This is a genomic window from Alkaliphilus hydrothermalis, assembly GCF_016908555.1.
Taxonomy (GTDB): Bacteria; Bacillota; Clostridia; order Peptostreptococcales; family Natronincolaceae; genus Alkaliphilus; species Alkaliphilus hydrothermalis.
In genome coordinates, this window is the sequence record NZ_JAFBEE010000012.1 from 1 (window position 1) to 24,888 (window position 24,888).

Genomic DNA, 24,888 nt, shown 5'->3' on the forward strand with positions numbered 1-24,888 from the left:
CGTTCTATCTTGTTCCTTGAACCTAAAGGCTTTTGAACAGGCTATAGTTGAGTTGAAAAGCCCTCATCTTCTGCGTCACTTCGATAGAACAGCACCCTTACGTATCTCTATATACGCTACGATCGCCGTTCTATCTTGTTCCTTGAACCTAAAGGCTTTTGAACAGGCTATAGTTGAGTTGAAAAGCCCTCATCTTCTGCGTCACTTCGATAGAACAGCACTCTTACGTATCTCTATATACGCTACGATCGCCGTTCTATCTTGTTCCTTGAATCTAAAGGCTTTTGAACAGGCTATAGTTGAGTTGAAAAGCCCTCATCTTCTGCGGCCTTTTATTTTATTTGTTTACCAGTAGAGCTTTTGGTATCATAGTATAGTAGAGTATTTACTTGAAATGGAGGGCAGGATTATGACATTTATGACGGTTTTTAATCAGATTGCAATTCTATCCTTAATGATTATAGTAGGCTATGGGGTTATGAAGTTTGGTATTTTAAATGACCAGCTTAATAAAGGATTGAGCTCCTTGGTGCTGAAGGTGACTTTACCAGCTATGATTGTTAAATCTATGCAATTTGATTTTTCAAGAGAAGTACTATTGACTAGTTTTAAAATGATTTTACTTTCTTTATTTGTTCATGGAATAGCCATCTTAACATCCTACATAGTACCTAAGCTCCTAAAGGAGCAAAGTACTAAAGGTGACGTTATTCAATTTATGTTGGTCTTTTCTAATGTAGGATATATGGGTTATCCAGTCATTTATGCTATTTATGGAGATATGGGGGTATTTTATGCTGCTTTGTTTAATATCCCATTTAATGTTTTAATCTGGACTTTGGGAGTTACCATTATGACTAGACATAGCCATAGGGAAAGCAATAAATTGGATTATAGAAAGGTACTGATGAACCCTGGTATAATTGCAGTAGGGTTGGGATTTACCCTATTCTTGTTATCAATTAAGATTCCTTACGTGGTCTATGATACGTTACATGGTATTGGAGAAATGACAGTTCCCTTATCAATGCTGGTGGTGGGTTCTATGCTGGGGGAGATGCCCCTGCGGGAAGTTTTCAATGAGAAAAAATTAATTGTTGTGTCGGTTATAAGACTAATTGTATTACCTTTAATTACTCTAATCGTTTTATCTTTTATGGGATTTGAAGGAATGTTATTGGGGGTGCCGGTTGTAATTGCTGGGATGCCTGCTGCTGCAAATACAGCTGTATTTTCTACTTTATACGATGCGGCTCCTCATTTTGCATCAAAGGGGGTTTTTATTACAACCCTTTTATCAATGATTACAATCCCACTATTAAGTATGTTGCTGTAAAAAAGGCAAAAAAAATACCCTGTTAGATAGAATTAATACCTAAGATAGGGTTTGGGGGAATAAGAAATTATGTTAGGAGCTTTTCCTCTGGAGACGATAAAATTTATTAATTAAATCATCAATTTTAAAATTAATCTCAAGAATTTCATTTACATCTGATTCTTCATCTTCTAAAAAACGTCGGAGTTTATTTTTAAGGGTAGCGATTTCATCTTTTAATTGTTTGATATCCTCCATTTGAAATACCTCCTATTTATTAAAGAATTTAACTTAAAAAAACTTAATCTTGAGCTAATATCATTATACCACGTTTCAACAGTTCTAAACATTAAAAGTACATTACAAAACCTAGGTAATTAATACTAATTATGGGCACCTGTTTATATAATAATAGTAGAATCTATTTAATGAGGTGGGGATATGGAACATATTTTAGAACTATTAACTAGAGAAATGATGGTAATTATTATTGCAGCCATGCCTTTAATGGAACTAAGGGGAGCTATTCCAATAGGTGTATCTTTGGGAATGCATCCACTTCACGCTACTATATTAGGGATACTGGGAAGCATTACACCCGTTCCTATTTTGCTTATCTATTTAAAGCCTATATTTCAGTACTTGAGGGGGACAAAATTATTTAGGAAACTTGTAGATCGAACTGTACAGAGGACCTTAAATAAAAGTAGTAAAGTAAAAAAATATAGTGCATTAGGTTTGATGATTTTTGTAGCATTACCCTTACCTACTACTGGGGTATGGAGTGGTTGTTTAGCGGCAATACTATTTAATATTCCCTTTAAGCAAGCCTTTCCTGCAATTGTAATAGGGACTACATTGGCAGGATGCATTATGTTTGTTTTGAGTTTTTTGGCTATCTCGATTTAAGGTACATATTATGTTACAATACTAACCAAAATTATGTATTTTAGAGAAAAGAAAAAAGAATAAAAAAGTTTCATATTAGTAAAAATAATGTTGACATATACAATACTAGATGATATTATTAGTTTAATGTTTGAGATATTTGTCGAAACTTAATAAAAATCTTGATGCCTTATCAAGAGCGGTGGAGGGAAGGGCCCGATGATACCCGGCAACCATATTTGTATGGTGCTAAATCCCTCAGAATGCTGATTCTGAAAGATGAGGTCCGTGTATACGATTATATGCCTCTTCTTTGTAAGGGGTTTTTTTAATGTCATATATATTCAAACAAAATTGTGATAAATCTCTATTAAAAATGTGAGGTAACTCTAATTGCCTAATCAAAAAGCATTATATTATTAAAGATGGGTATATTAGTACAGAAACAAAAAACTCTATTCATGTATAGAGATTATTATAAATTAAGAAATTAAATAAAAAAAGGGAGGTAACCAACAAATGGCAAGAAGATTATTTACTTCAGAGTCAGTAACGGAAGGACATCCAGATAAAATCTGTGACCAAATTTCTGATGCTGTATTAGATGCTATTTTTGAAAAAGACCCTAAAGCTAGGGTAGCATGTGAGACAAGTGTAACAACTGGATTAGTATTAGTAGCAGGTGAAATTACAACCGATTGCTACGTTGATATTCCAAAGGTTGTTAGAAAGACGATAGAAGAGATCGGCTATGTTCGTGCAAAATTCGGGTTTGATAGTGAGACTTGTGCAGTATTAACTGCCATAGATGAGCAATCTCCTGACATTGCTATGGGGGTAAATGAAGCCCTTGAAAGTAGAGAAGGAAACAAAGATGAAAGCTTAGAGAATACAGGTGCAGGGGACCAAGGAATCATGTTTGGTTTTGCTTGTAATGAGACTCCTGAATTAATGCCTCTACCAATTTCATTAGCCCATAAGTTAGCTAAGAGATTATCTGATGTAAGAAAAAATGATACGCTAACCTACTTAAGACCTGATGGTAAAACACAGGTAACTGTTGAATACGATGGAGACAAGCCTGTAAGAATTGATGCAATTGTTATTTCAACTCAACATGGTCCAGAAGTAGAGCGAAAGCAAATCGAAGCTGACCTAATCAAGCATGTTGTTAATGAAGTAGTACCAAGTGAGCTATTAGATGAAAATACGAAGTATTACATCAACCCAACTGGTAGATTCGTAATCGGTGGACCACAAGGGGATGCTGGATTAACAGGAAGAAAAATCATTGTTGATACATACGGTGGATACTCTCGTCACGGCGGTGGAGCTTTCTCCGGTAAAGATCCAACAAAAGTAGACCGTTCTGCTGCTTATGCGGCTAGATACGTTGCAAAGAACATTGTTGCGGCTGGATTAGCAGACAAGTGTGAGCTTGAGTTAGCTTATGCTATTGGTGTAGCGCAGCCAGTATCTGTTCTAGTTGAAACTTTTGGAACAGGTAAAATTGATGAAGAAAAATTAGCTGAGTTAGTAAACAAGCACTTTGACTTAAGACCAGCGGCGATTATCCGCGACTTAGGTTTAAGAGCTCCAATCTATAGACAAACCGCTGCCTATGGACACTTTGGAAGAACAGACATTGATCTTCCATGGGAAAAGACGGATAAAGCTGAAATCCTTAGAAAAGAAGGATTAGGATTATAATATTTAGAAATAATAAAACCACTTGCTGAGGCAGGTGGTTTTATTTATGGTATAATGATCATATGATTTTGCAACAGTGGAGGTGAAAAGTGTGATTGAGGTAGAGGGGAGATTGGAGGAAATTATATATCAAAACGAAGCCAATGGTTATACGGTGGGAATCCTATCTACAGAGGAGGAGGACATCACCATCGTAGGTGTATTACCTGCCTTAAGGGAAGGTGAGGATGTCAAGATAAAGGGAAGATGGACAATCCATCCCAACTATGGCAGGCAATTGGAAATACAGGAGTATCAGCCCATTCAGCCCACTTCTACAAACGGGATTATCAGCTATTTATCTTCGGGAATGATCCAGGGCATTGGAGAAAAAATGGCCCAAAGAATCGTAGAAAAGTTTGGGATTGATACCTTTGAAATAATGCAGCATCACCCCCATCGATTGAAGGAAGTATCGGGGATAGGAGACGCTAAAGCAGCAGCCATTGCAGAGGCATTTAAGGAACAATGGGAACTGAGGGATATTATCCTTTTCCTATCGGAGTATGGTATTACCCCAAGTTATGCCGTGAAAATATATAAGAAGTACGGAGAAAAAACCATTGCAACTCTACAGGAAAACCCCTATCGGCTAGCGGATGATATTTGGGGGATCGGATTTAAAAAAGCCGACGAGATTGCTAGAACAATGGGAGTTTCACTAAAATCAAAATATCGAATCCAATCTGCCACAAAATATGTCCTTAATAGTTTACATTCGGAGGGACATACCTATGCCCCCCGGCAGCTTTTGGTGGAGAAGACCTGCCAGCTCATCAATGGAGTACAGGAGGACGTGGAGGATGCTATACAGCATTTGGCATTGGAGCAAAAAGTCCATTACGAACGATATCAAGATGACTTTATTGTCTATGCTATGCCCTACTATTATGCGGAGGCATACAGCTGTAATAAATTGATTGGGCTTGCTCAAGTGGTGGTGGATGCACCAGATATAGCATTAGAGGAAGAGATAAGGCTACTGGCAGATAAAGAAAACATCCATTTAGCCAACCAGCAAAAAGAAGCTTTAAAACAGGCTCTAACAAACGGTATACTGGTGATTACAGGAGGACCTGGTACAGGAAAAACCACCACAATCAACTCATTAATAAAGCTATTCCTAAAACATAAAAAGAAAATACTACTGGCGGCTCCAACGGGTAGAGCAGCAAAGAGAATGACCGAGGCAACAGGGATGGAGGCAAAAACTATCCATAGATTGTTGGAACTAGGTTATTCTGAAGATGATGAAGTCACGAATTTTCAACGAAATGAAGAGGATCCTTTAGATGCTGATGTGATTATCATAGACGAGGTATCAATGGTGGATATACAATTAATGAGTAGTCTACTAAAGGCAGTACCCCTAGGGGTTCGACTAATTTTAGTGGGGGACGTAGACCAATTACCATCTGTGGGGGCAGGAAATGTATTGAAGGACATTATTGATAGTAATATTGTAAGGGTTGTTAGATTGACAGAGGTATTTAGACAAGCCCAAGAAAGTATGATCATCGTCAATGCCCATAAAATAAATAAAGGTGAATCCCCCCAATGTAATGTAAAGGACAAGGATTTTTTCTTTATGACCCGCCATAGGAAGGATGAAATTTTAAAAACTTTGGTGGAATTAGTTAAGGATAGATTGCCAAATCATTACAAATTAGATGCCATCAGGGATATTCAAATGTTATCCCCAATGAAAAAAGGAGAGGTAGGGACTATCAACTTAAATAAGGCCCTACAGGAGAGTCTAAATCCTCCTGCTAAATATAAACAAGAGAAAGAATATCGGGGGAAGATCTTTCGAGTAGGGGATAAGGTAATGCAAACAAAAAATAACTATACCCTAAAATGGTATGATATAGATAATACTAAAGAAGAGGAAGGAGAAGGGGTATTTAATGGTGATATAGGATACATCCATGCTATTGATCCTAATCATAACGAACTAACCGTTTGTTTTGATGAAACTCGACTTGTCACATATGACTTTACCCATTTAGATGAGCTGGAACTGGCCTATAGTGTCACAGTCCACAAAAGTCAAGGTAGTGAATTTCCAGTGGTGGTTATGCCCATAACATGGGGACCCCCTATGCTATTGACTAGAAATCTACTGTATACAGCCATTACTAGAGCAAAATCCCTTGTGGTTTTAGTAGGTACAGAGAACTATTTAACTCAAATGATAAAAAATGATAAAATTATACAAAGACACTCAGGCCTGAGCTTTAGGTTGAAAAGGTATTTCGATTTTCAACAGGAGGAATGATATTAAGAGGAAAAATGTTTGATTAGTAGAATATTAGTATAGATATCTAATAACATTACAAGAAGAAGGGTTGATATGGAATTTTTTAGGTGCAAACGGATGTCTAAAAATATGAAAGAATATTATGAAGCCTTCTGGGGGTTGATTTTCCCATCTAATTGTAGTTGTATCATCTGTAAAGAAAACACGAAGACAGTACAGTACGGTATCTGCGTCAACTGCATAGAAAAAAATAGTTTTATCAAAAAAGGTAGATGGCTCCAGACGGCAGCCTTTGAAGAAGGATATTCATGTAGGATATTCTCTGTAGTGGAGTACCAAGGGCAAATTAGAAAATTAATTTATCGATTAAAGTATAAACAAGAAACCTACTTAGCTAGAGAATTAGGTAAAATGATGGGAGATTTCATTGAAAGAGAAGGGTTAGCTGCAGATTTTATTGTACCTGTGCCCCTCCACAAGAGTAGGGAGAAGGAGCGGGGATTTAACCAAGCTACTTTATTGGCTAAATATGTTTCTGAGAGTATCGGAATACCCTATAAGGACAGATGTTTGGTTCGGAACAAAAAAACCAGTGTAATGCATCAGCTATCCAAAAGCCAGAGGAGACAAAATGTTCTGGGGGCTTTTTCTGTAGAAAGACCAGCGGAATTGATAGGACAAGATATTATTTTACTGGATGATATCTTTACTACAGGAGCCACCATAGAGGCATGTATTAGAACATTGTTGGAGGCTGGTGTTGCTTCTATCAAAGTAGTGGCCTTTGCTAGAGGAAAAATTGAAAAGTCTATAGGTGGGGAAGATTGGAAAGATAGTGACAATGATGAACTATCAATGTATAATGAATTATGAAATAATAAAAAATACTTATTTTCCATAATATAAACTGCAATTGGAGAAAGGGGGGATTTCTGTGGATTTACGTAACTGTGTAAAATGCGGTAGAGCTTTTGCATACAAAGGAATTGATATATGCAATCGATGTGCCCACGATGATGAAGCAGATTTCAAGAAAGTTAAGGAGTATCTATATGACCACCCTGGTGCTACATTACAAGAAGTTTCAGAAGAAACTGAAGTTAGTGAAAAACAGATCCTTCGCTATCTAAGGGAGAGTAGAATAGAAATTCGAGAAGAAAGCAATTGTCTCCTCCATTGTGAGCGGTGCGAAAAGTCTATTCGTTCAGGGCGTTTTTGTAACGAATGTGTAGCTGAGATGAGAAAGGAGTTTAGTAGTGTCTTGAAGCCCCAATCAGAAGCGACTCCAAAAGAAAAACCACGGACAGGGACAAAAATGCATATAGCAGGTATGAGAAAAAAGTTATAAATATGGTTAAGAAACGCCTCTAGGTTGCCGATAATATTGATATATATAAATCGGATAAAGCTGAGGTGTTTTTTTATGAAAATTTATAACAACCCTAATGTTACAAAAGCAATGAAGGTGTACAACACCAATACCAAGAAAAATGCGACTGAAACGGCTAAAGGGATCGAGCAGTCGAAGGATCAATTGCAGTTATCAGAGGTTGCAAAGGACTTCCAAGTTGCCATGAAGGCATTTAAAAAGCTGCCGGATATTCGAGAGGAAAAGGTAGCAGACATTAAAAATAGAATTCAGCAGGGGACCTACAACGTTTCTGGGCAAGAAGTAGCCGACAAGATTTTAGCCAGCCTGCGTATAGATCAAAAAATATAGTCCTAGGGAAGAAAATACTTGAGGTGATAATATGATGAAAGCTATTGAACAACTTAAGAACACCCTTATACAGGAAAACGATCTGTACGGACAGGTACTTAAATTGGAAATGGAAAAAACCAATATCATCCGTAAAGGGAAGGTAAAGGAACTGGAGCTAATAACCAAAAAGGAACAGCAGTTCATTACGTCAATGGGAACCTTTGAAAGAATAAGGAGATCGATATTTACTAATACAGCAGAATTATTAGGGGTAGAGGAACTCAATGGGCTTTCGGAGATTTTATTATATATGGAAGATGAAGCAATGATCAATGAAATCGATGAATTAAGAAATGAAATCCTTAAAAAAATAGATGAGATTAAGGAAGTAAATCAATTAAATGAAAAATTAATGGAGCAACATTTAGATTATATCCATTACAATATTGAATTAATGACAAATCAAGCCCACAATGACCATAGCTATGGGAATAGCAATCAAAGAAAAGATAAGAACAAGTCAAATTTATTTGACGCACGTATATAAGGGGGGAGGTTAAAAGATGCGGTCAACTTTTTTAGGCTTTAATACAGTAAAGTCAGGGCTTTTTGCCGCCCAAAGAGCTTTAGATATTACGGGTCATAACCTTGCCAATGTTAACACCAAGGGATATACCCGTCAAAGATTAAATCAAGTCCAAAGTAATCCTATGAATTTACCAGGCGGACAAGGGATGATGGGGACTGGAGTAGATACCCTTTCTATCACTCAATTTAGAAATGAATTCTTAGATTTTAAATTTCGTAGCGAAGTGAATGCCCAAGGTTTTTGGGAGGCAAAAAGAGATGGACTAAGGTTTATAGAAACAATTTTCAACGAACCCTCTGAGACGGGGATCAGCACAGTAATGGATGAAATGTTTTCAGCATTTCAAGAGCTAAGCAAAAATCCAGAAAACCTAACGACTAGAGCATTAGTAAGACAAAGGGCTATTGCCTTTACCAATTCAGTGAATCATATGTACAACCAGATGGAGAAAATGGCAGTGGACTTAAACTTTGATATTAACACAACTGTAAATTCCATTAATGGATACGGAGAGCAAATAGCAGTTCTTAATGATCAAATTTTTAGATCTGAAATCGATGGAGGACATGCCAACGACTTAAGGGACCAACGAAATCTTCTAATTGACGAATTATCCAAATTAGTCAATGTGGAGGTTGTGGAGGTGATAGATCCGCAGGACCAACAGGCTAAGGGACAAAGTGAGCATGTGGGTAAAAAGATGGTCCTTCAAATAAACGGTCAGCCATTGGTTTCCCACAACAAAACCTATCAATTAGACACCAGTACCGAGAAAGCCAGCTCCTTTGACCCCAACATCATGATGAGGGATATCCGATGGGCAAATGGCGATGCAATAGACTTGAGGGGAGTCAACGGAGAATTGAAGGCATTACTAGAGTTAAGGGACGGTACCACTGATAATGCAAAAGGTGTTCCCTTCTACATAGGAGAGTTAAATAAATTTGTAAATAAATTTGCGGAAGAGATTAATAATCTTCACACCAGTGGCTATGGGTTGAATGGTGCTGTAGATTCCAATGGATATCATCTATTTACCAACGGCAAAAAGGCTAAAGGAGATCCGACCTTAGACGGAACCTTAATTACGGCTAAAAACATTCAAATTTCCCTAGACGTAGATGTTGATTTGAACAAAATCGCTGCATCCAGTCGTATAGATTTATTACCGGGAGATGGTTCTATAGCACTGGAAATGAACCAATTAAGGCATAAAGATAGCATGTTTATGCAAGGTAAACCGGAGGATTATATAAAATCTCTAATATCAAATCTTGGGGTAGATACTCAAGAGGCAATTCGTATGGGGGCAAATCAGACCTTCTTAGTGGAGCAGGTGGATAATCAAAGACAGGCAATTTCAGGGGTTTCTATCGACGAAGAAATGTCAAACATGGTACGATTCCAACATGCCTACAATGCTTCAGCTAGGATGATTACCACAATGGATGAAATGCTTGATGTTGTCATCAATCGAATTGGATTAGTAGGAAGATAGGAGGTGCTTTATGCGGGTAACCAATAATATGATGATTCAAAATATGATGCAAAACTTGAACAGAAACATACTTCGCTTAGATAAATCTCAAATGCAGGTGGCCACAGGTAAAAGGGTACATGCTCCGTCGGATGATCCTGTAGCCATTTCTAGAAGCCTTAAAATACGGGCGGATTTGAGTGAATTAAAGCAGTTTAAAGCAAACGTAGATGATAGTGCTTCTTATTTAGAGACAACTGAGTTAGCTGTAGATAAGGTGGGAGAAGCCCTCCAAAGACTGAGGGAATTGACGGTACAGGCATCAAACGGGGTTTTGACACCAGAGGACACAAAAAAAATTAAAGGTGAAGTAGAACAGATTAAAGAACAGATTGTTAGTCTTGGCAACACCACCTATGCAGGGAAGTATATTTTTTCTGGTAAAAAGACAGATGAACCTCTTTTTAAATTTGATACAGGAGTAGGGGATTATGTTTACAATGTAGATTTAAAGAATGAATTGGACCCAGCTTTAGTTGATGATAAAATCAAGTTTGAGGTGGGGGTAAATGAATCCATCGAAATTAACTCCTTAGGATTTGAGGTTTTCGATGATGTACCAGCTAAGGAAGTCAATGCTAACGGTCCTATTGGAATTGTCAATATGATTAATAATATTATGACGGACTTAGATGCAGGGAATAGTGCCAACCTTTCAGCTGCCATTGACAATGTAGATCACTACTTAAATATTAATTTAACCGTCCGTTCTGAAATTGGGGCAAAGGTTAATCGAATGGAATTAATTCAAAACAGAATAGAAGACGATACAATCAATTTTACAAACCTACAGTCTAAATTAGAGGATGCGGATATGGGGAAAGTAATTACTCAGCTTCTTAATGAAGAGAATGTCTATCGAGCTTCTTTGTCAGTAGGGGCTAAGATTATTCAACCATCTTTACTGGACTTTTTAAGATAGGTGTATTCAGTAATTAAATCCATACTCATGCTGTCTCTAACATGAAGCATTCATTTATCTTGTTCAATAAAAAATCTAGAATTTGCAAACTCACTTTGTTCAGACATACAAATTCTTTAACGATTTTTCCTTTTACTTCGATTAGAATGCTAATCATGTTTTCTAATGCATTTCCTATGGATATTAATTACTAGAAATGTGGAGATGATCTAAACTAACTGGAAAGGGAGCTTGTGGTCATGATTAAAATTACAACTCAACCTGCTCTAATCGGTATAGAACGACAAGAGGGACAGTTAAGCATACAGCAAAATCAACATCCTATGGAGCTAAGTACAACAGCCCCAAAGCTCAATCTCCAAATAGAGGATGCAGTACTCCATATAGACCAGAGTCAGTGTTTTGCTGAGGCTGGTCTTAAAAACCATATGGAGCTGACAAGGGCTTTTACTGCAAAGGCTAAGCAAAAAGCTATCCAAGCTATTGGAAGAATTGCCAGTGAAGGACAGCAGATGGCAGATATCCATAGGGGTAATGCCATTGGGAGAATCGCGAAGCAGCGTTCCACCACAAAGGAAAAACAATTCGATTTTGATATGATTCCTAAAAGTCGCCCCCAAATAACAGTACAAGAGGGCAGGATTGATAGCTCTCTAGAGCGGGGAACTGTTGATATTCAGATGGGGGACTATAGACCCCAAATCGACTTTCAGCCGGATAAAGTAGAAGTTTATTTAAGGCAGAAGAATAGTATTAATATAGAATATGTAGGGAATCATTTAGATACCTATGGTGGGTAAGGACGAATGAATAATGAAAAATTAAGAATGAAGAATTAATAATGAATAATTATTAATTGATTGGTTTTAAATATTAATTATTCACTATTAATTATTAATTGTATTAACTTGGAGGTGTAGGAAATGATATTAAACACCAGTAATTTCGGTGAGATCGAAGTAAAGGAAGAATCAGTGATTAGCTTTCCCGATGGATTACCGGCCTTTGAAGAATATAAGAGATATGTAATAATTGAAAATCCTGATGTAGATATTCCCTTCCATTGGCTTCAGTCAGTGGAGGATGGAGATTTAGCTTTTGTAATCATAAACCCCTTTATCTTTAAAAAGGGCTATGATTTTGAAATTCCTCAAACAGTAATCGAAAAGCTAGAGATTGCTGCTCCAGAGGAAGTCATGGTCTATTCTATCGTGGTGGTTCCTGAGAATATTAGCAAAATGACCGCTAACCTTAAAGGACCAATCATTATTAATAAAAAGAATCTACAGGGAAAACAGATATTACTTGACCACGATGAGTATCAAACAAAGCATTATATCCTTGAAGAAATGAAGCAAGTTGGTTAGGGGGTAGAATAATGCTGGTACTAACGCGAAAAAATGATGAAAGCATCATGCTGGGGAAGGACATTGAAATTAAGGTTCTAGGCATTGAAGAAGGCAAAGTAAAGCTGGGGATATCAGCCCCAAAGACTGTCGAAATCTATCGTAAAGAAATCTACTTAGAGATACAAGAAGAAAATAAAAATGCCATCTCCACAAGGTCAGATTTAGGCCAACTAAAAAATTTATTCAAAAAAGAATAAAATTTTTCATTTTTCCCCTAAAGTCGGGGAATTTTACTACCGATATATATATTGAAGGCAAAAACATCAAAGTCTACGGTGCCGGCGGTGGGACAAGATGTTTTCATATTAAAAAGTTTATAACCTGGACAAGGATGTCGTAGGTTAAATAATAAAAATTCAAGGAGGAATTTACAATGAGAATTAATAACAACTTAATGGCTATGAACACCCACAGACAGTTAGGTGTAAACGGAAACAACGGTGCAAAATCTATGGAGAAATTATCTTCTGGTATGAGAATTAACCGTGCAGGAGATGACGCTGCTGGTCTTTCTATCTCTGAAAAAATGAGAGCTCAAGTTAGAGGTCTTAACCAAGCTTCTAGAAATGCTCAAGATGGTATCTCAATGATTCAAACAGCTGAAGGTGCATTACAAGAGTCTCAAGCAATCGTACAAAGAATGAGAGAGTTAGCTGTACAAGCTTCAAACGATACAAACGTAGCAGGCGACAGAACAGCTATCAAAGCAGAGGTTGATGAGTTAGTAAAAGAAATCGACAGAATTGCTCAAAAGACAACTTTCAACGAAAAGACTTTACTAGATGGTAAGCTTACAAAAGCTGTAGGGGTATTACAAATCGGTGCAGATAAGGGTAGTACATTAACAATTACTATTCAAACGATGACTGCCGCAAAATTATCTCTGAATGGATTTACTTTTGCAACTCATGGAAATGCAGCATCTGCAATTGCCAAGTTTGATACAGCTATTAAGTCAATTTCAACAGTTCGTTCAAACTTAGGAGCTAACCAAAACAGATTAGAGCACACAATCAAGAACTTAGACAATACTTCCGAAAACATTTCAGCAGCAGAATCAAGAGTTAGAGACGTAGATATGGCGAAGGAAATGATGAACTTCACTAAGAACAACATCCTTCAACAAGCTGCTCAAGCTATGTTAGCTCAAGCTAACCAAGCACCTCAAGGAGTTCTTCAATTATTAAGATAATTTTAAACATTACTAAAGCCAGCTTCTTTTAGCTGGCTTTAATAATATAAGGAGTTTTTATTATGCTAGAGAAAAACATGTCAAAACTAGAACAACATTATCCAGAATTATATTTAGGCTTAACTTCATGCCAGTATCCGGTTGAAGATAATATAAATCTTACTCCAGTTGAGACTAATGGGTATCTTAACTGTAGAATAAAAACTCAAAATGCAGAGCTTTTTCTGCATAGTGCCTATGATCCTTCTAACGAAGCTGAGAAATGGTTGTCTACATTAAATCAAGATGTAAATTTTTTTGTCATCGTAGGTGGGGGGCTTTATCATCATATCGATTATCTAGTTTCCAAATATCCAAATAAAAAAATCCTGATTATTGAACCAAGTTATGACATTTTATATAATGCAGTTCAGCGAATTGATTTAACACAGTATATAGAAAATAAAAATATCTTATTTCAAGTATCACAAGATACAGCTGAGTTAATGATGCTCTTAGCTCAAGTTCTAATCAATAAAGGAATTGAAAAGTTTGAGTTAGCCTATTTAACTGCCTATAGACAGTTATATTCATCATTTTGTATTGATCTTGAAAGAGATATATTTAATATGATCAAGACCTTAAGGGCTAATATTGGGACTGAATATGTTCACTCCAGAAAGTGGGTACATAATACATTTAAAAATCTTCGGAAAACCAATATTGACACGTATCCGTTGATGTCTTTATTTAATAAATATGAGGGAATGCCTGCCTTAATAGTATCGGCTGGGCCATCATTGGAAAAACAAATTGAAACCTTGAGCAATAATTTAGATAAATTCATTATTATAGCTGCTGGCTCAGCAGTAAATGCCTTAGAAAAACATTCCATATCCCCTCATATGGTTGTATCGGTAGATGCTGAAGAGATACAAGATAATATTTTCAAAAATATAAAAGATAAAAACATCACATTAGCCTATAGCCATAGCTTTAGATATAGTTCTTTAGATTTATTCCAAGGAAAAAAGTATTGGTTTAGGGGTAATGCAGATAATATAGTTGATTTTTATGAAGAGTCTATAGGAGAAAAAACCGATTATATCGAGATAGGTCCTTCATGCGCTAATGAAGCCATGGATATAGCAAGAAGATTAGGTTGCAATCCTTTAATATTTATTGGACAAGATCTAGCATATACCAATGAAGCCTTATATACAAAAGGTGTAGTACATGATTTAAACATGGCCACTGACATAGGGGATCGTATACTTGTGAAGGATATGTATGGAAAAGATATCACTACAAAAACAGCCTTTTTAGTAATGAAAGCATATTTTGAAAATTATGTGAGAAGTCATAAGTCAGTAAATTACATTAATTGTACTGAAGGTGGACTTGAGATATTAGGAATGCAGCACAGAGCATTTAAAGATGTAATGGCTGAATTATCACCTTTAGAGGTAGATATATTTAAAGATATCGAAAGTAAATATAAGAATACTCAAAACATGTTTGCCCAAAGAAATTATAGAGATAATAACAAAGAATTTTTCAACCATGTAGCAAATGAAGTTGAAGGTATTTCTGAGAAAAGCAAAGAAAGACTAGAGAAGATTCAAGCTTTAAAACTAAGCTTACCAACTCTTTCAATAGACCAAGCTCAAGGAAAAATGGATGAAATTATTGATGTTACAAATCAAATAGAAAATACAAAACTGCATACTTCAGTACTTCATTCAATATGTGCAGCGTATTATCTTTCAGTAAGACAATCCAGTTATTCAAAATTGGAGGGTATCTCTGATCAAAAAGAAAAATATAAGCTGCTTTTAGAAGGAATAGAAAAGCAATATCTATATTATGAAGTTATTCTACAGAGTTTAATTGAAGCCATCAAAGAGAACTAATTTAGGAGGATATTATAATATCTATGCAAAACATCGAAAAGCAGGAAATATACTCATTATTTGATACGTTAATTCAGCAAGCTGTTGGATTTATCTATAATTATCAAATTGAAAAAGGCTTAAACTTAATAATTAATATTATGGAATATTTTAATGAAATCAAACCTTTGGTGGAACAATCACCCCATGTTAATCATATTGAAGAAATCTTTAACTCTATTTTAATTGCCTCAGAAAAAAAGGACTATATACTAATAACAGATTTATTAGAATTTGAGCTGAGGGACTTAATGCTGCAATTATTTGAGACCAATAGGTTATAACAATTTTTCCCTAAGAAAGTGGTGACTTTATGAAGGCTATAAAAAAACAGTTTCTGATACCTTGTTACTTAGAAAATTTCAGGTGCATAGGTTCCCTATGTGAAGACACTTGTTGCAAAGGTTGGAAAGTATCGTTAGATAAAAAAACTTATAAGCAATATAAAAAAATAAATGATAAAAACGCTGATCTTTCTTTAGGAAAATACATTGCATTAGATAAAGAAAGAGAAAATGATACTAGTTACGGTTGTATAAATATGAACGCAGATGGAACCTGTCCCTTTTTAACCGAAGACTTGCTGTGCAAAATTCATGGTGAGTTAAGTGAAGATTTATTATCTTATACTTGTTATTCATATCCTAGGTTAGTTAATAGAGTTAACGGGCTATATGAAATGAGTGGAACATTATCATGTCCAGAAATAGCCAGATTAGTATTATTAGATGAAGAACCTATGGAATTTAAAGATGTTTCTTTAATGATTAAGAGAGAATATCTAACAAGTATAACCTTGGAATATACCGAAGATTTTGATAGATTTTCAAATCTTATGTATCATTTTTGGCCGTTGAGAATCTTTACTATTAGTACTTTGCAAGATAGAAGATACAGTGTCCAAGAAAGATTAATTCTATTAGGACTTGTATATAAGAAATTAATTCAGTTATCAAACAATAAAGAATTACACAAAGCAGTTATGACGATAGAGAGCTACAAAGATTTATTTAATGATCTTGAGAAAATGAAGGAAGTTTTATCTGAAAGTAAAAAAAATGAAGAAGAGTTTCCTTTTTCGCAAGTGTTTGTAACACAATTTACTGAGCTTGTTGGTGAAAATTTTTATACTGCTGTCAATTACCTACAAGTAGTAGATAATATAGCAGATGCATTGCAAATACATGATGGTTCGTTTGAAAAAATCAAAGAGAATTATAAATTAGCTGATGAAAAATACTATTCTCCATATATGGGAGAAAGAGAATATATAATAGAAAATTATTTAGTTAATGAAGTTTTTAAAGAAATGTATCCGTTAGCAAGGACGGAATCTATTGATTCTTCATATAAAATGTTATTGACGTTATACAACGTTATTAAATTTCACTTAGTGGGAATATCAGCCTATTATAAAAAACTAGATGATCACACTGTAGTAAATACAATCCAAGCCTTTTCAAAGGCAATTCTCCACCATAAGAGCTATTTAAATATTTTTCAAAGTGAATAACCGATAAAAGTGTTTTATAGTATCTTATTATGATATTAATCTACTAAAATAAACGAAGATAGAGGGGTTGGCTCATGCTAGATAATAAATCTATTTTAATAACAGGCGGAACTGGTTCTTTTGGTAAGAAATTCATAGAAATGATTTTCAATAAATATAACCCAAAAAAAGTAGTAATCTACTCAAGAGATGAATATAAACAATTCCTTGTAAAGAATATGTTCTCTAAAAAACTAACAGTAGAACAAATGTCAAAGCTGAGATTTTTCATTGGAGATGTAAGGGATAAAGATCGTCTCTATAGAGCTTTTAAAGACATAGACTATGTAATCCATGCAGCTGCTATGAAGCAAGTACCAGCTTGTGAATATAATCCATTCGAAGCAATTAAGACGAATATTCATGGGGCGCAAAATATAGTAGATGCTGCCCTAGATAGAGGTGTTAAAAAAGTAGTTGCCCTATCCACTGACAAGGCGGTGAATCCGATTAACCTATATGGGGGCACAAAATTGGTGTCTGATAAATTATTTGTATCTGCCAATGCCTATTCAGGAGAAAACGGTACTGTTTTTTCAGTAGTTCGCTATGGGAATGTAGCTGGTAGCCGAGGGTCGGTGATTCCCTTCTTTAAAAATCTGATTGAAAAGGGTGCAACTGTACTACCCATTACGGATTTCCGCATGACAAGGTTTTGGATAACCTTAGAAGAAGGAGTAGAACTTGTATTTAAAGCTCTAGAAGAGTCCAAGGGTGGAGAGACTTATATTTCCAAAATACCTTCCTTTAAAATTACAGATCTAGCTAAAGCAATGCTACCGGATTGTGAGCTTAAGGAAATTGGGATTCGAGAAGGTGAAAAGCTACATGAGGTCATGGTCACAAAAGATGATTCAAGATTGACCTATGAATACGAAAATCATTATATAGTATATCCTCATTTTGATTGGTGGTCATCGGCAAGACACTTTACCAATGGAGGAGATACTATTGAAGAAGGATTTGAATATAACTCAGGAACCAACAAAGAGTGGCTTAATGTAGAGGAATTAAGAAAACGAATAGAAGCTTTAGATTTGGAAAGATAATATATAATACAATCGAAAAGGTGATGTTAATGCTAAAGGTTGTTGTAATTATTCAAGCAAGGATGGGTTCGACTAGACTACCAGGCAAAGTCATGAAGCAAATAGCAGGAAAGACTGTATTGGAGCATGTTGTGGATAGGATTAGGCAATCAAAATTGGTGAATGAAGTCGTAATTGCCACCACCATAAAAGATGACGATCTAGCCATTGTAAAAGAGTCGGAACGGTTAGGGGTTAGTTGTTTTAGAGGTTCGGAAGAAGATGTCCTATCAAGATACTATTATGCAGCAAAAGAGAGTAATGCAGAAATAGTGGTGAGGATTACTTCTGATTGCCCTTTGATTGATCCTGCTGTATTAGATGAAATGCTTGTAAAATTTATTGGGTTATATGAAAGAAGAGAAGTAGATTATTTAAGTAATACCTTACAAAGGACATTTCCAAGGGGCTTAGATGCTGAAATATTCCCTTTTGAAATTCTAGAAAAAATCTTTAATGAAGCAAAGCAGGATTATGAAAGGGAACATGTAACCCCTTATATATATCAAAATCCAGATCAATTTAAACTTGTAGGATTTAAAAATCACCATGATTACTCAGATTATAGGTTGACTTTAGATACAGAAGAAGACCTAATGGTAATCACGAAAATTTATGAGAACTTATGTGTGGATGACAAGATTGTATATCAAGATGAGGTCATTAAGTTTATGGAAAACAATCCAGATATTAAAGCCATCAATGAATCTATTAAACAAAAAGAATTAGGATAACACATAAGGAGTTAAACACTATGGAAATGGAATCCAACTATAGACTGAGGAAAGTTACACATAATGACTGTAAATTAGTATTTGAATGGGCTAATGATGAAATTGTAAGGCTAAACTCTTTCAATGTAGAGCCCATCATATACGAAAATCACGTTGATTGGTTTAGAAAAAAATTAGAGTCAAATAACTCATTTATGTATATTTTTGAAGTTGATTCAGTAGAAGTGGGAATCATTCGATTAGATAAAATTCACGACAATTCTTATTTAATAAATTATAGTATTGCCAAAGAATATCGTGGAAAAGGATACGCTACATTATTATTGAAACTGGTCAAGGAAACATACAAAAACAGCGTATTAGTTGGAAAAGTGAAGGCGACAAACATAGGGTCTTTAAAGGCCTTTATTAAGGCTGGGTATTTAGAAGAAAATCAGGAAGATATAAAGATTTATTATTCTATAGAGGGAAGTCATATTGAAGGGAGGGCTTAAACGTGGATAATAAAGGAGTCTATATCGTTGCAGAAATTTCAGCAAATTATGGACACGATATTAAAATCGCCAAAGAAACTATCAGACAATCAAAGGAAGCAGGGGCCGATGCTGTAAAGATTCAGACCTATACAGCAGATACCATTACTTTAGATTGTGACAATGAGTATTTTCAGATAAAGCAAGGAACGATTTGGGACGGGACTACCTTATATAAGCTTTATCAAGAGGCCTATACCCCATGGGAGTGGCACCAAGAACTCTTTGATTATGCAAAAGAAGTCGGAATTACTATTTTTTCATCCCCCTTTGATCATACAGCAGTTGATTTACTGGAGGAATTGAATACGCCAATATACAAAGTAGCCTCCTTTGAAATTACGGATATACCCCTTATAAAATATATGGCCGCAAAGGGAAAGCCCATGATTATGTCAACGGGCATTGCTACGATAGGAGAAATTAAAGAAGCCATAGATGCTTGTCGGGCGGTGGGGAATGATAATATTACCATTTTAAAATGTACAAGCTCCTACCCAGCTCCATACGAGGAAATGAACCTAGTAACAATTCCTAATATGAAAAAGACCTTTGGGGTAGAAGTTGGATTATCAGACCACTCCATGGGAAGTACTGTACCTTTAGGGGCAGTGGCTTTGGGGGCAACACTTATAGAAAAACATGTTATCATTGATCGGTCAATCGGTGGGCCAGACGCAACATTTTCTATGGAGATTCAAGAATTTAAACAAATGGTTGAAGAAATTAGGAATTTAGAAAAGGCTTTAGGAAGGGTTAATTATGATTTAAGTGAAAAAAGTATTAATAGTAGAAATTTCTCTAGATCATTATTCTTTTCAGCTGATATTCAAGAAGGAGAACTGATTACGGGGAAAAACATGAGATCAGTTCGACCAGGGCATGGACTACATCCGAAATATTATGATGAGATTATAGGTAAAGTAGCTACAAAGGATATCAAGAAGGGGACTCCAGTAAAATGGGAGTTAGTAAAATGAAACTGATCACCTTTAGAACTATGGGGGGAGCAGGCATTGGTTATGGACACTACTTTAGATGTATCTCCCTTGCCGAAGCATTTCTACGACTAAATAGTGAAATCAAAATCGTTTTTATAGTTAATAGAGGATTAGAGGCGATTATTAGAAATACAGGACATCAAACAATCTTAGAAGACAGTTTTGATGGTGATCTATTAATTCTAGAAGAGTTAAAACCAGATTTAATTGTTTTCGATTCATATTTAGCCAACGATGATTATCTAAAGAGTCTGAGTCAAGTATCAAAGTTAGCCATTTTTGACGATAATGACGATATATATGACTCTGCTATACCAGATGCAATTATCAATGGAAATATCCATGGAGTAGAGCTAGAATATAGCAAAAGAAAAGACGGTATCTATTTGTTAGGTACTGACTATTTGATAATGAAACCTGAATACTGGGAATCTATGAGAGCCAGTAATGTTGAGGTGCAGCGGGAAGAAAAGACTAATAAAAGGCTTAAACAGAGTCATGATTACAAGATTATGATTACAACAGGTGGTAGTGACACCCATAAATTATCCCTCCAAATCCTTAAAGAATTATTAAATACTGACTACACAAAAATGATTATCATTGGTCCAAGCTATTCCAAAGAATTAATTGAGGAATTAGAGGATTTAGCAAAAAGACATATGAATATAGTGTTAATTTACAAACCAAGCAGTTTGAAGAAATATATAATAGTTTCGGATGTAGTCATAACGGCTGGGGGAAGTACTGTTTATGAAATACTATCCCAGAAAAAAATCCCAATTGTCTTTAGTTGGGCTGATAACCAAGATTTAATCTGCAGAAAACTCAAGGATAAGGGAATACCTTTTATAGGGAAATACCCGCATATAAATTTCAATAGTATTGTTATGGAAATAAATAGAATAAGTCACAGTCCATATGTAGGGGTTAGTATAGATGGACAAGGGGCTCAAAGAGTAGCAGAAACATTAGTGCGAATCCTATAATATCCTAATAGGAAAGGGTGGGTTTATAACAATGAAAGAAAAATTCATTCCCTATGGAAGACAAGATATAGATGAAGAAGATATCAAAGCGGTGGTGGATGTATTGAGATCCGACTACCTTACGACAGGACCTAAGATTGATGAATTTGAAAAAAAGTTCGCAGAATATGTAGGAGCCAAGTATGCAGTGGCTATTTCGAATGGAACTGCGGCTTTACATGGAGCATGTTATGCTGCAGGAATTGGAAAAGGAGATGAGGTGATTACAACACCTATTACTTTTGCTGCATCATCCAATGCGGTTTTATACTGTGGAGGAACCCCTGTATTTGCTGATATAGACCCTAAAACCTACAACATAGACCCTCAGGAAATAAGAAAAAAAATTACCGCTAATACAAAAGCAATTATTCCAGTTCATTATACTGGACAGCCCTGTGATATGGATGAGATTATTAAAATAGCAAAGGAATATAATTTAATCATCATAGAAGATGCCGCCCATGGATTAGGTGCTGACTATAAAGGGCGAAAAATTGGAAGTATTGGGGATATGACTACATTTAGTTTTCATCCTGTAAAACATATTACCACAGGGGAAGGTGGTATGATTACCACCAATGATGAGGAGCTTTATAATAAGCTAATTTTATTCAGAACCCATGGAATAACGAGAGATAAGATTATGCTCCACAATCAAGAAGAAGGGCCATGGTATTACGAACAATTAGTACTAGGTTATAACTATCGTATGACGGATATACAATGCAGTCTTGGCATTAGTCAGTTAAAGAAGCTAGATGGATATGTAATGAAGAGAAGGGAAATCGCAGAACGGTATAACAAAGCTTTTGAAAATATCGAGGGAATGATTATTCCTAATCAAGCAGAAGGGCATCATTCCAGTTGGCATCTATATGTTATTCAGTTAGATGGGAAAATTAAATCCGCTAGAAAAGAAATTTTTAATCAATTAAGAACAGCAGGGCTAGGCGTAAATGTACACTATATACCTGTTTATTATTTTCCATATTATCAAGGATTGGGATATACGAAAGGACAATGTCCAAAAGCTGAGGAATTCTATGAAGGTATCATCACACTTCCCTTATTCCCAACTATGACAGATGAAGATATAGAGTATGTGATAGAGAAGGTTATCAAAGTTGTTAAGTCTTGATTATTATTAATGATTAATTGATAATAATTTTGAAGGAGGTGTATGATTTTGGATATAGCATCAATGGCTACAATATTAAGTCAATCTAAAATTCAGCAACAGGCAAGTCTGTCAGTAATGAAAATAGCTATGGATACAACGAAGCAACAATCCTTCAATTTAGCAGAACTGTTGGAGGTAAATACAAAGCTGATGGAGCAATCTGTAAATCCTCATATAGGTGGAAATTTGGACTTAGAAATATAAGCATCATGAGGTGGATTCAAAGGATAGCAAATTAGCCCTAAATCTACTGGATTACTTAAGTTATTGCTAGAATATCCGATATATTACATATAAGATTAAATTTTAGGGGGGATATTATGCGGATTGGTGGTATTGCATCGGGTATGGATACCGAACAATTGATTTCAGATATTATGAGGGCTGAACGGGTAAGGTTGGACAGATATAATCAAGACGGACAGCGAATTAAGTGGAGACAGGAAGCTTTTCACAACATCAATCGTGACATGGCAAACTTTATATTGAAGTCAAGGAAAGACTTAGGTCTCAATAAAGTTGCAAGTTCTGGAGCTTTAGTAAAGAGCTCTAGTAGTAGTTTTGACTGGGTGAAAAAGGCTACATCGGTTAATGAAGGAGTGGTAAAAGCTACAGCAAAGGCAGACGCCATGTCAGGAACCCACACAGTTAAGGTAAAACAGCTGGCTTCAGTGGCTAGTTTGACTAGTAAAGATATTAGTGGATTAATGGATGCAGATGGTAACTTTTTAGCAGGTTCCTATGGTCCCCTCACCATCACTACTGATGCGGGAAGTAAGACCTTTACTATTGGAGCAGCGGCCGGGGAGATTCAAACTATCGACCAATTAGTTTCTGAAATAAATAATGCTACGGATTCCAGTGGAGGTACGGCAGTGAGCCTAGGAATAAGGGCTGCCTACGATAAAACATTAGGTAAACTAATGATCAATACTAGAACTACTGGAGAACAGAAGAATATCACTATGTCTAATACTTTAGCGGGTACTTTTTTTGATAGCCTAAACGCACAGGGAACAGATGCGATTCTCTGGTTCAATGAATCACCAGATGCAACCCAGTGGAGTAATGCCAGTTCTATAGACCCTGTAACTTTTGACAGTAGTAAAGCTATTAAGCAATCCACAAATAACTTTACATTATATGGTATTAATCTCCAGTTAAACAATGTCCAACAACAGACGGATAATGCTGTATCCATCAATGTAGATACAAATGTTGAGGGTATGGTGGACAAGATTACAGCCTTTGTGAAGGATTATAATGAAATGATCGGCAAGGTTAATAGTCTAACAAAAGAAAAGATATATAGAGACTATCGTCCTTTAAGTAGTGAAGAGAAGGAAGCCATGAAGGAAACCGACATTGAGCTGTGGGAAGAAAAGGCTAAAAGCGGTCTTTTAAGAAATGATGAGTCTATAACGAGAACCTTGCAGAATATTAGAAGTGGGTTATATGAAAACGTATATACTGGTGGAACAGCCACTGATCGAGGGACTTTGATAGGGGTACAAAATCACTTAACCCATATTGGAATAGCCACAGGAAGCTACCAGAGTGGTGGTAAATTAGAAATAGATGAGACAAAGTTAAGGGAGGCCATTAGTAATAATCCAGAGGGTGTCGTCGATTTACTTTTTGCCACTTCTGATATTGCAGTGCCTGAGCTAAGTGATAATCCTACTACTGCTGAAATTGCAGCGAGAAATTTAGCAGTAGCAAATAAGAGAGCAAATACTGGTCTATTTAATCGTGTTTATGATGATATGATCAATGGAATGAAGGATATTGTAAGTAGGTCAGGAACAGGGAATGACTCGGACTTATACAGAGATGTACAGTCTACCATGTTAATTGATTTTGTAACAAGTGGTGGTATTAGTAAATTAGATAAAGATTTATTATCATTAAATGAGCGCATCATCAATGAGGAAAGACTATTAGCTTCAAGAGAAGATCGTTATTGGAAACAATTCACTGCTATGGAGAAGGCCATGGAGAAAATGAACCAACAAAGCGGTTGGTTAATGGCACAGTTAGGACAAAGTGGTTAGAGCGAAGTTATTGATAATCTATGGTCAAATTTAATCAGTTCCTTTAGAGAGATAAATCCCTCTAAAGGAACTTTTCAATTAAACAAAAATAGGACTCATAAAATGAACAGCAAAAAGGAACACACTAAGCTTTTGACTATTATCCATCCTAGATATTGGTAAAAATTCAGCAGGGCAAAGGACCCAAGTGGTATGCAAATACAATATCATTTACAATCATT

Annotated in this window: 26 protein-coding genes and 1 riboswitch; of the genes, 25 read left to right on the forward strand and 1 reads right to left on the reverse strand. The window is 35.8% G+C overall.

Annotated elements, in window-relative coordinates; all coding sequences use genetic code 11:
• Nucleotides 1-409: 409 nt before the first annotated feature.
• On the forward strand, nucleotides 410-1,336 hold the full coding sequence (locus tag JOC73_RS09435) for an AEC family transporter (protein ID WP_204402470.1): 927 nt from the start codon (nucleotides 410-412) through the stop codon (nucleotides 1,334-1,336).
• Nucleotides 1,337-1,408: 72 nt separating this feature from the next.
• Here JOC73_RS09435 and JOC73_RS09440 read toward each other — a convergent pair whose 3' ends face one another.
• Nucleotides 1,409-1,573, reverse strand: coding sequence for a hypothetical protein (locus JOC73_RS09440; RefSeq protein WP_204402472.1), 165 nt, complete (start codon nucleotides 1,571-1,573; stop codon nucleotides 1,409-1,411).
• Between the two features lie 183 nt (nucleotides 1,574-1,756).
• On the opposite strand from JOC73_RS09440, the gene JOC73_RS09445 reads away from it, so the two are divergent.
• The 24 genes from JOC73_RS09445 (at nucleotide 1,757) to fliD (ending at nucleotide 24,667) form a co-directional block, all read left to right on the forward strand.
• Nucleotides 1,757-2,224 (forward strand): COG2426 family protein, encoded by a 468-nt coding sequence (locus JOC73_RS09445; protein ID WP_204402474.1) that lies wholly within the window; start codon nucleotides 1,757-1,759, stop codon nucleotides 2,222-2,224.
• Between the two features lie 166 nt (nucleotides 2,225-2,390).
• Nucleotides 2,391-2,489, forward strand: a riboswitch (SAM riboswitch).
• Nucleotides 2,490-2,722: 233 nt separating this feature from the next.
• The gene (metK, locus tag JOC73_RS09450; protein WP_204402476.1) at nucleotides 2,723-3,913 is read left to right on the forward strand and encodes a methionine adenosyltransferase; all 1,191 of its coding nucleotides are present in this window, start codon (nucleotides 2,723-2,725) and stop codon (nucleotides 3,911-3,913) included.
• A gap of 91 nt (nucleotides 3,914-4,004) precedes the next feature.
• Nucleotides 4,005-6,230, forward strand: a complete 2,226-nt coding sequence (recD2, locus tag JOC73_RS09455; RefSeq protein ID WP_204402478.1) for an SF1B family DNA helicase RecD2 — start codon at nucleotides 4,005-4,007, stop codon at nucleotides 6,228-6,230.
• A gap of 111 nt (nucleotides 6,231-6,341) precedes the next feature.
• On the forward strand, nucleotides 6,342-7,085 hold the full coding sequence (locus JOC73_RS09460) for a ComF family protein (protein WP_204402480.1): 744 nt from the start codon (nucleotides 6,342-6,344) through the stop codon (nucleotides 7,083-7,085).
• 61 nt (nucleotides 7,086-7,146) lie between these two features.
• Nucleotides 7,147-7,560: a TIGR03826 family flagellar region protein gene (locus JOC73_RS09465; RefSeq protein WP_204402482.1), complete on the forward strand. Its 414-nt coding sequence runs from the start codon at nucleotides 7,147-7,149 to the stop codon at nucleotides 7,558-7,560.
• Nucleotides 7,561-7,635: 75 nt separating this feature from the next.
• Entirely contained in the window at nucleotides 7,636-7,932 is a 297-nt protein-coding gene (gene flgM / locus JOC73_RS09470) for a flagellar biosynthesis anti-sigma factor FlgM (RefSeq protein WP_204402484.1), read from the forward strand.
• A gap of 31 nt (nucleotides 7,933-7,963) precedes the next feature.
• Nucleotides 7,964-8,461, forward strand: a complete 498-nt coding sequence (locus JOC73_RS09475; RefSeq protein ID WP_204402486.1) for a flagellar protein FlgN — start codon at nucleotides 7,964-7,966, stop codon at nucleotides 8,459-8,461.
• A 16-nt stretch (nucleotides 8,462-8,477) separates the two neighbouring features.
• Complete coding sequence (gene flgK / locus JOC73_RS09480) at nucleotides 8,478-10,001, forward strand: flagellar hook-associated protein FlgK (RefSeq protein ID WP_204402488.1); 1,524 nt, start codon at nucleotides 8,478-8,480, stop codon at nucleotides 9,999-10,001.
• Between the two features lie 10 nt (nucleotides 10,002-10,011).
• Complete coding sequence (gene flgL / locus JOC73_RS09485) at nucleotides 10,012-10,962, forward strand: flagellar hook-associated protein FlgL (protein ID WP_204402490.1); 951 nt, start codon at nucleotides 10,012-10,014, stop codon at nucleotides 10,960-10,962.
• A gap of 239 nt (nucleotides 10,963-11,201) precedes the next feature.
• Entirely contained in the window at nucleotides 11,202-11,762 is a 561-nt protein-coding gene (locus JOC73_RS09490; RefSeq protein ID WP_204402492.1) for a DUF6470 family protein, read from the forward strand.
• Nucleotides 11,763-11,885: 123 nt separating this feature from the next.
• Nucleotides 11,886-12,329 carry a flagellar assembly protein FliW gene (gene fliW / locus JOC73_RS09495; protein ID WP_204402494.1) on the forward strand — a complete coding sequence of 148 codons (444 nt, stop codon included), beginning with the start codon at nucleotides 11,886-11,888 and terminating at the stop codon, nucleotides 12,327-12,329.
• An 11-nt stretch (nucleotides 12,330-12,340) separates the two neighbouring features.
• Complete coding sequence (csrA, locus tag JOC73_RS09500) at nucleotides 12,341-12,568, forward strand: carbon storage regulator CsrA (protein WP_204402496.1); 228 nt, start codon at nucleotides 12,341-12,343, stop codon at nucleotides 12,566-12,568.
• Nucleotides 12,569-12,744: 176 nt separating this feature from the next.
• Nucleotides 12,745-13,563, forward strand: a complete 819-nt coding sequence (locus JOC73_RS09505) for a flagellin N-terminal helical domain-containing protein (protein ID WP_204402498.1) — start codon at nucleotides 12,745-12,747, stop codon at nucleotides 13,561-13,563.
• 62 nt (nucleotides 13,564-13,625) lie between these two features.
• Entirely contained in the window at nucleotides 13,626-15,455 is a 1,830-nt protein-coding gene (locus tag JOC73_RS09510) for a motility associated factor glycosyltransferase family protein (RefSeq protein WP_204402501.1), read from the forward strand.
• Between the two features lie 23 nt (nucleotides 15,456-15,478).
• Nucleotides 15,479-15,778 (forward strand): hypothetical protein, encoded by a 300-nt coding sequence (locus JOC73_RS09515; RefSeq protein ID WP_204402503.1) that lies wholly within the window; start codon nucleotides 15,479-15,481, stop codon nucleotides 15,776-15,778.
• Between the two features lie 29 nt (nucleotides 15,779-15,807).
• Nucleotides 15,808-17,007, forward strand: a complete 1,200-nt coding sequence (gene fliB, locus JOC73_RS09520) for a flagellin lysine-N-methylase (protein ID WP_204402505.1) — start codon at nucleotides 15,808-15,810, stop codon at nucleotides 17,005-17,007.
• A 74-nt stretch (nucleotides 17,008-17,081) separates the two neighbouring features.
• Nucleotides 17,082-18,095 carry a UDP-N-acetylglucosamine 4,6-dehydratase (inverting) gene (pseB, locus tag JOC73_RS09525; protein WP_204402507.1) on the forward strand — a complete coding sequence of 338 codons (1,014 nt, stop codon included), beginning with the start codon at nucleotides 17,082-17,084 and terminating at the stop codon, nucleotides 18,093-18,095.
• Between the two features lie 23 nt (nucleotides 18,096-18,118).
• Nucleotides 18,119-18,868, forward strand: coding sequence for a glycosyltransferase family protein (locus tag JOC73_RS09530; RefSeq protein WP_330613152.1), 750 nt, complete (start codon nucleotides 18,119-18,121; stop codon nucleotides 18,866-18,868).
• Between the two features lie 20 nt (nucleotides 18,869-18,888).
• Entirely contained in the window at nucleotides 18,889-19,362 is a 474-nt protein-coding gene (locus JOC73_RS09535) for a GNAT family N-acetyltransferase (RefSeq protein WP_204402510.1), read from the forward strand.
• Nucleotides 19,363-19,364: 2 nt separating this feature from the next.
• Nucleotides 19,365-20,381, forward strand: a complete 1,017-nt coding sequence (pseI, locus tag JOC73_RS09540) for a pseudaminic acid synthase (protein ID WP_204402512.1) — start codon at nucleotides 19,365-19,367, stop codon at nucleotides 20,379-20,381.
• On the forward strand, nucleotides 20,378-21,391 hold the full coding sequence (locus tag JOC73_RS09545) for a PseG/SpsG family protein (protein ID WP_204402514.1): 1,014 nt from the start codon (nucleotides 20,378-20,380) through the stop codon (nucleotides 21,389-21,391). Before pseI ends, JOC73_RS09545 begins: the two co-directional genes overlap by 4 nt.
• A 31-nt stretch (nucleotides 21,392-21,422) precedes the next feature.
• Nucleotides 21,423-22,571, forward strand: coding sequence for a UDP-4-amino-4,6-dideoxy-N-acetyl-beta-L-altrosamine transaminase (gene pseC / locus JOC73_RS09550; protein WP_204402516.1), 1,149 nt, complete (start codon nucleotides 21,423-21,425; stop codon nucleotides 22,569-22,571).
• 42 nt (nucleotides 22,572-22,613) lie between these two features.
• Nucleotides 22,614-22,817, forward strand: coding sequence for a YjfB family protein (locus JOC73_RS09555; protein WP_243427923.1), 204 nt, complete (start codon nucleotides 22,614-22,616; stop codon nucleotides 22,815-22,817).
• Nucleotides 22,818-22,933: 116 nt separating this feature from the next.
• Complete coding sequence (gene fliD, locus JOC73_RS09560) at nucleotides 22,934-24,667, forward strand: flagellar filament capping protein FliD (RefSeq protein WP_204402520.1); 1,734 nt, start codon at nucleotides 22,934-22,936, stop codon at nucleotides 24,665-24,667.
• Nucleotides 24,668-24,888: the final 221 nt, after the last annotated feature.

Coding starts and splice junctions, on each gene's coding strand:
- JOC73_RS09530 (WP_330613152.1), top strand. CDS start 18,119: ATGTTAATGCTAAAGGTTGTTGTAATTATTCAAGCAAGGATGGGTTCG.
- pseC (WP_204402516.1), top strand. CDS start 21,423: ATGAAAGAAAAATTCATTCCCTATGGAAGACAAGATATAGATGAAGAA.
- fliB (WP_204402505.1), top strand. CDS start 15,808: ATGAAGGCTATAAAAAAACAGTTTCTGATACCTTGTTACTTAGAAAAT.
- JOC73_RS09535 (WP_204402510.1), top strand. CDS start 18,889: ATGGAAATGGAATCCAACTATAGACTGAGGAAAGTTACACATAATGAC.
- csrA (WP_204402496.1), top strand. CDS start 12,341: ATGCTGGTACTAACGCGAAAAAATGATGAAAGCATCATGCTGGGGAAG.
- fliD (WP_204402520.1), top strand. CDS start 22,934: ATGCGGATTGGTGGTATTGCATCGGGTATGGATACCGAACAATTGATT.
- JOC73_RS09545 (WP_204402514.1), top strand. CDS start 20,378: ATGAAACTGATCACCTTTAGAACTATGGGGGGAGCAGGCATTGGTTAT.
- JOC73_RS09510 (WP_204402501.1), top strand. CDS start 13,626: ATGCTAGAGAAAAACATGTCAAAACTAGAACAACATTATCCAGAATTA.
- JOC73_RS09490 (WP_204402492.1), top strand. CDS start 11,202: ATGATTAAAATTACAACTCAACCTGCTCTAATCGGTATAGAACGACAA.
- flgM (WP_204402484.1), top strand. CDS start 7,636: ATGAAAATTTATAACAACCCTAATGTTACAAAAGCAATGAAGGTGTAC.
- flgK (WP_204402488.1), top strand. CDS start 8,478: ATGCGGTCAACTTTTTTAGGCTTTAATACAGTAAAGTCAGGGCTTTTT.
- fliW (WP_204402494.1), top strand. CDS start 11,886: ATGATATTAAACACCAGTAATTTCGGTGAGATCGAAGTAAAGGAAGAA.
- JOC73_RS09555 (WP_243427923.1), top strand. CDS start 22,614: ATGATTTTGGATATAGCATCAATGGCTACAATATTAAGTCAATCTAAA.
- JOC73_RS09515 (WP_204402503.1), top strand. CDS start 15,479: ATGCAAAACATCGAAAAGCAGGAAATATACTCATTATTTGATACGTTA.
- JOC73_RS09435 (WP_204402470.1), top strand. CDS start 410: ATGACATTTATGACGGTTTTTAATCAGATTGCAATTCTATCCTTAATG.
- JOC73_RS09445 (WP_204402474.1), top strand. CDS start 1,757: ATGGAACATATTTTAGAACTATTAACTAGAGAAATGATGGTAATTATT.
- JOC73_RS09440 (WP_204402472.1), bottom strand. CDS start 1,573: ATGGAGGATATCAAACAATTAAAAGATGAAATCGCTACCCTTAAAAAT.
- JOC73_RS09475 (WP_204402486.1), top strand. CDS start 7,964: ATGATGAAAGCTATTGAACAACTTAAGAACACCCTTATACAGGAAAAC.
- metK (WP_204402476.1), top strand. CDS start 2,723: ATGGCAAGAAGATTATTTACTTCAGAGTCAGTAACGGAAGGACATCCA.
- JOC73_RS09505 (WP_204402498.1), top strand. CDS start 12,745: ATGAGAATTAATAACAACTTAATGGCTATGAACACCCACAGACAGTTA.
- pseB (WP_204402507.1), top strand. CDS start 17,082: ATGCTAGATAATAAATCTATTTTAATAACAGGCGGAACTGGTTCTTTT.
- JOC73_RS09460 (WP_204402480.1), top strand. CDS start 6,342: ATGAAAGAATATTATGAAGCCTTCTGGGGGTTGATTTTCCCATCTAAT.
- flgL (WP_204402490.1), top strand. CDS start 10,012: ATGCGGGTAACCAATAATATGATGATTCAAAATATGATGCAAAACTTG.